Origin of the sequence: Neobacillus drentensis (genome assembly GCF_036962765.1) — a bacterium.
Classification (GTDB): domain Bacteria; phylum Bacillota; class Bacilli; order Bacillales; family Cytobacillaceae; genus Neobacillus; species Neobacillus drentensis_C.
The window spans coordinates 1-6797 of record NZ_JBALOS010000037.1 but is presented as its reverse complement, the minus strand read 5'-3'; the positions used below and the strand labels follow the sequence as shown (position 1 = coordinate 6797).

The 6797-nt window shown below is 36.0% G+C and carries 9 protein-coding genes; 8 read left to right on the top strand and 1 reads right to left on the bottom strand.

The window, feature by feature from the left end; genetic code table 11:
- Window positions 1-132: 132 nt before the first annotated feature.
- The 7 genes from V7137_RS06205 to perR all read left to right on the top strand — a co-directional run bounded on the left by V7137_RS06205 (window position 133) and on the right by perR (window position 5086).
- Window positions 133-1140, top strand: a complete 1008-nt coding sequence (locus V7137_RS06205) for an ABC transporter ATP-binding protein (RefSeq protein WP_335697263.1) — start codon at window positions 133-135, stop codon at window positions 1138-1140.
- Entirely contained in the window at window positions 1141-1932 is a 792-nt protein-coding gene (locus V7137_RS06200) for an ABC transporter permease (RefSeq protein WP_335697262.1), read from the top strand.
- Between the two features lie 3 nt (window positions 1933-1935).
- Complete coding sequence (locus V7137_RS06195) at window positions 1936-2721, top strand: ABC transporter permease (RefSeq protein WP_335697261.1); 786 nt, start codon at window positions 1936-1938, stop codon at window positions 2719-2721.
- 75 nt (window positions 2722-2796) lie between these two features.
- Window positions 2797-3189 (top strand): ion channel, encoded by a 393-nt coding sequence (locus tag V7137_RS06190; protein ID WP_335697260.1) that lies wholly within the window; start codon window positions 2797-2799, stop codon window positions 3187-3189.
- An 84-nt stretch (window positions 3190-3273) separates the two neighbouring features.
- Window positions 3274-3744, top strand: coding sequence for a thioredoxin-dependent thiol peroxidase (gene bcp, locus V7137_RS06185; protein WP_335697259.1), 471 nt, complete (start codon window positions 3274-3276; stop codon window positions 3742-3744).
- Between the two features lie 243 nt (window positions 3745-3987).
- A complete protein-coding gene (locus V7137_RS06180; protein WP_335697258.1) occupies window positions 3988-4542 on the top strand; it encodes a cob(I)yrinic acid a,c-diamide adenosyltransferase in 555 nt (184 codons plus the stop codon).
- 106 nt (window positions 4543-4648) lie between these two features.
- Entirely contained in the window at window positions 4649-5086 is a 438-nt protein-coding gene (gene perR, locus V7137_RS06175) for a peroxide-responsive transcriptional repressor PerR (protein WP_218348256.1), read from the top strand.
- A 107-nt stretch (window positions 5087-5193) separates the two neighbouring features.
- Here the strand turns inward: perR and V7137_RS06170 are convergent, their stop codons facing one another.
- A complete protein-coding gene (locus tag V7137_RS06170; protein ID WP_335697257.1) occupies window positions 5194-5544 on the bottom strand; it encodes a YgzB family protein in 351 nt (116 codons plus the stop codon).
- Window positions 5545-5696: 152 nt separating this feature from the next.
- Between V7137_RS06170 and V7137_RS06165 the strand changes: the two genes are divergently transcribed.
- Complete coding sequence (locus V7137_RS06165; RefSeq protein ID WP_335697256.1) at window positions 5697-6572, top strand: nucleotidyltransferase-like protein; 876 nt, start codon at window positions 5697-5699, stop codon at window positions 6570-6572.
- Window positions 6573-6797 lie beyond the last annotated feature (225 nt).

Here is a 6797-nt window from a genome sequence, read left to right as displayed (position 1 = left end):
CGGGTTGATGTACTTATACGAAAAACAAAAATTTATTCGAAAAATGGTCTTTGCTAAAAAATGCATGCTGGTTGTTTTATCATCCTTATTTGGCTAAACTAATTCTTTAGGTCAGTGTTTCGGGGGGAGAAAATGAAAAATGTAATCGAGGTCAAAAATTTACGAAAAGAATTTAAGGCATATTCCAGCCGAACAGGATTAAAAGGAGCATTTAGAGATTTATTAACAAGAAATTATAAAATTGTTCCTGCTGTCAATGATATTAATTTCACCGTAAAAAAAGGTGAAATGGTAGGGTATATCGGTGAAAATGGCGCCGGGAAATCTACAACTATTAAAATGCTGACGGGAATTTTAACTCCTTCAGCCGGAGAAATCTTGGTGAACGGAATGAATCCGCATAAAGAGCGGGAGAAATTTGTTCAAACCATTGGCGTTGTTTTCGGACAGCGTTCCCAATTATGGTGGGATATCGCCGTTCAAGAATCTTTCCGTCTGTTGAAGAAGGTGTACAAGGTATCGGATGCAGATTATAACAGCCACATGAATCATGTGATTCACACATTAGATATTGAACCACTTTTAGATAAGCCAGTACGAAAATTATCGCTGGGGCAGAGAATGAGATGTGAGCTTGCTGCAGCACTGATTCACAATCCGCCTTTATTGTTTTTGGATGAACCGACAATTGGATTAGATGTGCTCGTGAAGTTGAAAATTCGTGATTTTTTAAAAGAAATTAACGAGAAATATCAGACCACAATCCTTTTAACGACACATGATTTAACAGATATTGAGGCATTGTGCGAGCGCGTAATCATGTTAGATGAAGGCAAGGTCATTTATGATGGTGCGCTAAAGAATCTTCAGGAGAAGTGGGGAGAAGGGAAAGAGCTCCAGTTTCAGTTTCTTGAACATGTTGAAATTGCTGAGGTGAAAAATCTTACCAGTGGAATGCCGGTAAAGTGGGAACTAGACGAAAAGAAGCAAGTCTTTACAGCCACACTGGAGGATAATGATGAACTTATTTCGCAGACCATTGCTAAAGTGGTAGCGGCATTTAAAATCAAAGATATCAAAATAAATGAAACGTCAACGGAAGAAATCATTCGAAATATTTATGAAAAGGGTGCAGTATAAGTGGATAAATACCTTGAGATGATTAGAATCCGCTTTCTAATGATGCTGGCATACCGAACCAATTATTACACTGGAATTCTAATCTATAGTATTAACATCGGTGCCTATTATTTTCTATGGTCTGCAATTTATGGGAATAAAGAACAAATTGTTGGTCTTTCAGTCACGCAAATGACTACATATGTTGCTGTTTCTTGGATGGCTCGGGCATTTTACTTTAACAATCTCGACCGAGAAATGGCTCTGGAAATTATGGAGGGTAAAGTGGCGGTTGAATTAATTAGGCCCTACAATTACCTGGGGATGAAAATTATGCAAGGTCTTGGGGAAGGAATTTTCCGGCTATTCTTTTTTTCGGCTCCTGGGCTAATCATAGTTTATTTCGTCTTTCCGGTAGAATTTACATGGGATCTGAGTGTCTGGAGCTTGTTTGTCATTTCCATTTTGTTGAGTTTTTTTATTAATACAGAGTTGAATTTATTAACAGGGATTACTACTTTCTTCTTATATAATAATGCTGGGCTTATTCGAGCGAAACGTGTCGTCATTGATTTATTTTCTGGATTGCTGTTGCCGATTAGCTTTTTTCCCGGCTGGGCTCAAGATGTAATGAAGTATCTTCCCTTTCAAGGAATCAGTTATTTTCCGAGTATGATCGTTACCAAAGGTTTTACTCATTCGCAAGCTATCGATGCCATTACTCAACAATTTGTTTGGGTCATTCTTTTATTTTTTCCAATCCAATTTCTTTGGAGTTTGGCAAAGAAACAACTGATTATTCAAGGAGGGTAAGAGTTGTTTTATTTTTCAATGTTTTTTCAATATCTATCTCAATATTTAAAAACAAGACTACAATACCGAGCCGATATTTTTGTTGAGTTTTTCTCTGATCTATTATCACAGGCCATTAATTTTATTTTTATCTTAGTTGTTTTTGGGCATACCAATTTACTCAATGGCTGGACTAGAGATGAAATCATCTTTATTTATGGATTTTTTCTCGTCCCATCTGCTGTCTTTTCTGCCTTTTTTAACATATGGGATTTTAATGAGCGCTATATCGTGAAGGGGGAGCTAGATCGTATCTTAACTAGACCCATCCACAGTCTCTTTCAAATTATTCTGGAGAGGATTGAACTAGAGTCCTTGTTAGGGGCAGTTACCGGACTTGCTATCATGTTTTATGCTGGAAATCGCCTGGACCTTAGCATACATTGGTTTGACCCATTTTTATTTATCCTGTTTGTCATCGGTGGGGCCCTAGTGTATGGTGGAGTATTCATCATGATTGCCTGCATCAGTTTTTGGGCAGACGCTCGTACGTCTCTAATGCCTATGATGTACAATATTAGTAACTATGGTCGTTACCCAGTAAATATCTACAATAATCTTATCCGCTTCGTCTTAACCTGGTTGTTACCCTTTGCATTTGTTGGTGTCTACCCTGCTTCCTTTTTCCTTGGTAAAAAAGAATGGTACTTGTACTCATTTTTAACGCCAGTGATTGGCGTTAGTTTCTTCGTGATTTCTGTGATGGTTTGGAATCAAGGGGTTAAAAAATATAGAGGGGCAGGCAATTAACTAGAATTTGATATTTTATTGTCCAAGCAAGCATACAAATAAACTACCAGAAGCTTAACTTAGAGGTGGTTTGATGTGATTTTTTTCTTGCTTCCAATTGTGATTTTTTGCATTTTCATGAGTTTACGAACGCTTTTTATTCCAAATACCCTTAGGGGTAAATTAGTATCGATTGATAATTTTTTGTATTTAGGCTCTGTGTATTTGACCGTCATCATTGGTTATGGTCTAATTTATTTACTTTTTGAGTTAATCGGCATGTCTTTACTTATGGAGGTAAATAATCAATACACCAAGAATATTTTTGAAACTAGTTTTTACTTTAGTGCGATGACCTTATTTTCAGTTGGAAATGGTGATGTGATTCCACATGGCTTAGGAAGGGTCATTACCGTCACAGAGGCGTTGATTGGTTATACTTTACCAGCTGCATTTGTAGCTCGCGTGATGTTTGACCGGGAAAAATAGGCTAGTGGTGCTGGATAGTTGTTTTATAAACATAAATTTTGTTACGCTTACATTTAAGAATAATTAAAGTGGGAGTGGTATAAGATGACCATTGATATTGGGATGCAAGTACCAAATTTTGAGTTGAAAGCAAATAATGGCGAGACAATAAATCTTTCAAATTTTAAGGGCACCAATGTGGTTTTATATTTTTACCCAAAAGATATGACACCAGGCTGCACCACAGAAGCATGTGATTTTCGGGATCAAATTCAACAATTTACAGAAGTGGATGCTGTAATTTTGGGAGTAAGTCCTGACCCGGTTGACCGTCATCAGAAATTCGTAGAGAAATATGGATTGCCTTTTCTCTTATTAGCAGATACAGAACATCAGTTAGCGGAAGCTTTTGGAGTTTGGAAGTTAAAGAAAAACTTTGGTAAAGAATATATGGGGATTGAAAGATCTACCTTTATCATTGATAAGGAAGGGAAACTTGTTAAAGAATGGAGAAATGTCAAAGTCAAAGGCCATGTTGATGATGCTTTAGCATACATAAGGGAGCAGTTGAGCTGATTTCTTACTGAAGCCTATTTTATCAAGCAAAGGCATTTGTCCAATGCAAGAAACATCAGAATGAATATCATTTTATTAGGGCATACCTCCTCAGATAACTTTTGGGTCCATAGTGGCCCTTTTTTTTATGGAATGATTTCTATAATTCGAGTTTTCTAAATATATATACAGGTGATATGATGAAAAAAAGGATAGATTTAGCTATGATGTGGTTCTTTCTAACATTCTTACAGGGGGATCAAAATGAAAATTTATACAAAGACAGGCGATAAAGGAACAACTTCACTTATTTACGGAAAAAGAGTACCCAAGAATGACTTGCGGGTCGAGGCATACGGGACTTGTGATGAAGCAAATTCAATGATTGGTCTTGCCCTTAGCTATTTATATATGGAAAATTTTCAAGGGAAAGAAATAATTGATAACATTTATCATAAAATACAAACAAATCTCTTTCATGTTGGAGCAGAGTTGGCTACACCAAAAGGGAAGGAAGTAAAGTGGGCACTGTCTGTTTCTGATGTAGATGAACTGGAAAAGCAGATTGATGAATGGAATGATTCACTTCCGGAGTTAACCAATTTTATTTTGCCCAGCGGACACCCTGCTGGGGCTGCTTTCCATGTCGCTCGAACAATAGCAAGGAGGGCAGAAAGATGTGCGGTTTCTTTAGGTGAAGATGTAAATCCGCTGGTATTAGCTTATTTAAATCGACTATCCGACTTATTATTTGTAACCGCGCGCTTTGTGAATAATCAATTAGGTGCAAATGAACAAACATTACATGGAAAAGGGTAATGAACAATCCTATTGATGAGATAACAATATTGACAAAAGTACAAATGTCCTAGTAAAATTAATTATAACAATTATAAAGTAATAATATTTTTTAGAAAGAAGGTGCATGGCGATGAATCAGTTAAAAGAAGCGTTGGATACCTTAAAAGAAACAGGAGTACGAATTACTCCGCAACGTCATGCGATACTTGAATATTTAATAAACTCGATGTCACATCCTACTGCGGATGATATTTATAAAGCCCTTGAGGGGAAATTTCCAAATATGAGTGTGGCAACAGTTTACAATAATTTAAGAGTATTTCGTGAAGTAGGCCTTGTTAAGGAATTGACCTTTGGTGATTCCTCAAGTCGTTTTGACTTTGTAACAACTCATCATTATCATGTTATTTGTGAAAATTGTGGGAAAATAGTTGACTTTCTTTATCCTGGTTTAGATGAAGTGGAGCACTTAGCCTCCCATGTAACAGGGTTCAAGGTCGAGTTTCACCGGATGGAAATCTATGGTTCTTGTCCGGAATGCGCTAGTAAAGAAGTTCATTAAACTAGAAGTTAGCTGATTCCAAAATGAATCAGCTTTTTGCTGTAAATAAAGGAGGAAGACTTAAACCACAGCAGCTGTTAAGCAAATTGGTTTAAGTCTTCCTCTTTTTAGTTTTCTAAATTCTTATTATAGGACTCATCGAATTCCTTGCCTACTAGATTAGGATCAAGGGTTAATGGTTCACGACAATACATACACATATCCACTCGACCGAGCATTTTAGTATGCCTTCCACAGGTAGGACATTTTACTTGGATTGTTTTTGTTGATAGCATTCCAATCCAAAAATAAACAATTGTACTAGCGATAATAAAAAGAAGGCCCAAAATCATAAAAATGGTCATAATAAGTGGTGAAGTTCGAAAAAAGATACCAACATACATAACAATGAAACCAATGAAAATTAAAGATAATGCAAAGGTACGAATTTTATTTATTTTACTTGAATATCTTGCCATGTTACTCCCTCCTAGAGAAACTATACCATAATTATGGTAAGAAAGAAAAAGCAAGGTTGAATAATGTCGAAATTTGTCTGCGAAATAAGAAGGAGATTTGTTTTCATTGTCGAAGTTATATTGCTACCTGAAAAAAATTGGAGGAATGATAGATGGAAGACATCCTTCGGCCTATATATCAAGAAAGGGCGAGTCAATTAAATACCCTTGGAGTATTGATGGTGCAAAAAAAACAGATGTTAAGCCATATAACAGATTCATTTGATGAAATCCTGTTGGTCCTTGTTAAAGAAGCGGACCAGCCTCATTTTATTAAGCACTATACCTATAACGATAAAAAGGCAGCGATGCACATCATTACTGAAGAGATGCTGCATGAGTGGTTGTTATTAGGAACGAATCGAAAAATATTTGAATGGCTTCATGAGGCCAAGATAATTTTTGATCGGAACGAATATGTGGCCAATTTAAAAACGGAATTGCGTGATTTTCCTTTTAACGGGCGCAAAATAAAAATGGGTTTAGAATTTGCGAAATTAATTCGGCGCTATGTGGATGGCAAAGCATTGTTTGAAGGTCATCAATTTTTAGATGCATACAATCATGTGGTTCATTCGCTTCATCATCTTGCAAGGTTAGCGGTATTAGAAAATGGACTTCATCCAGAACTAACGGTTTGGCATCAAGTAAAACAAATAGAGCCTGAAATTTATAAATTATACGAAGAACTTGTGTATAGTGAAGAAACACTTGAAAAAAGACTAGAACTACTGTTCCTGGCAAGTGAGTTTATGATCCATTCGAGAACTAAAATGGGGACAGTTCATTTTTTAGAAATACTTAGCAGGAAAGATGTTTGGTTATTCAGTGAAATTATGAGTGAACAAGAATTGATCCCTTACTCAGTTGACTTGGGTGTATTACTCGAGTATTTAATTGAAAAGCATTTTATAGATGTAGTGAATATAGAAACGAAAGGTCAAGGCGTTTATCACAGGGGTTATCGGCTTAATAAAAAATTATCGTAAAAAAACAATAAAACGTATTGACCTTTTCGAGAATACTTGGTATATTAATAACCGTCGCTGCGAGACAAACAAAAAATGTTTTCGTAAGTGACGGTTAAAAAGTTGTTGACATTAATAAGTGCCTCATGTTATATTATTAAAGTCGCTTACGAGCGGCAGTGAAATTGTTCTTTGAAAACTAAACAAACAAGACGTGAAACAAACAATAAATTTTAGCTTCAATTA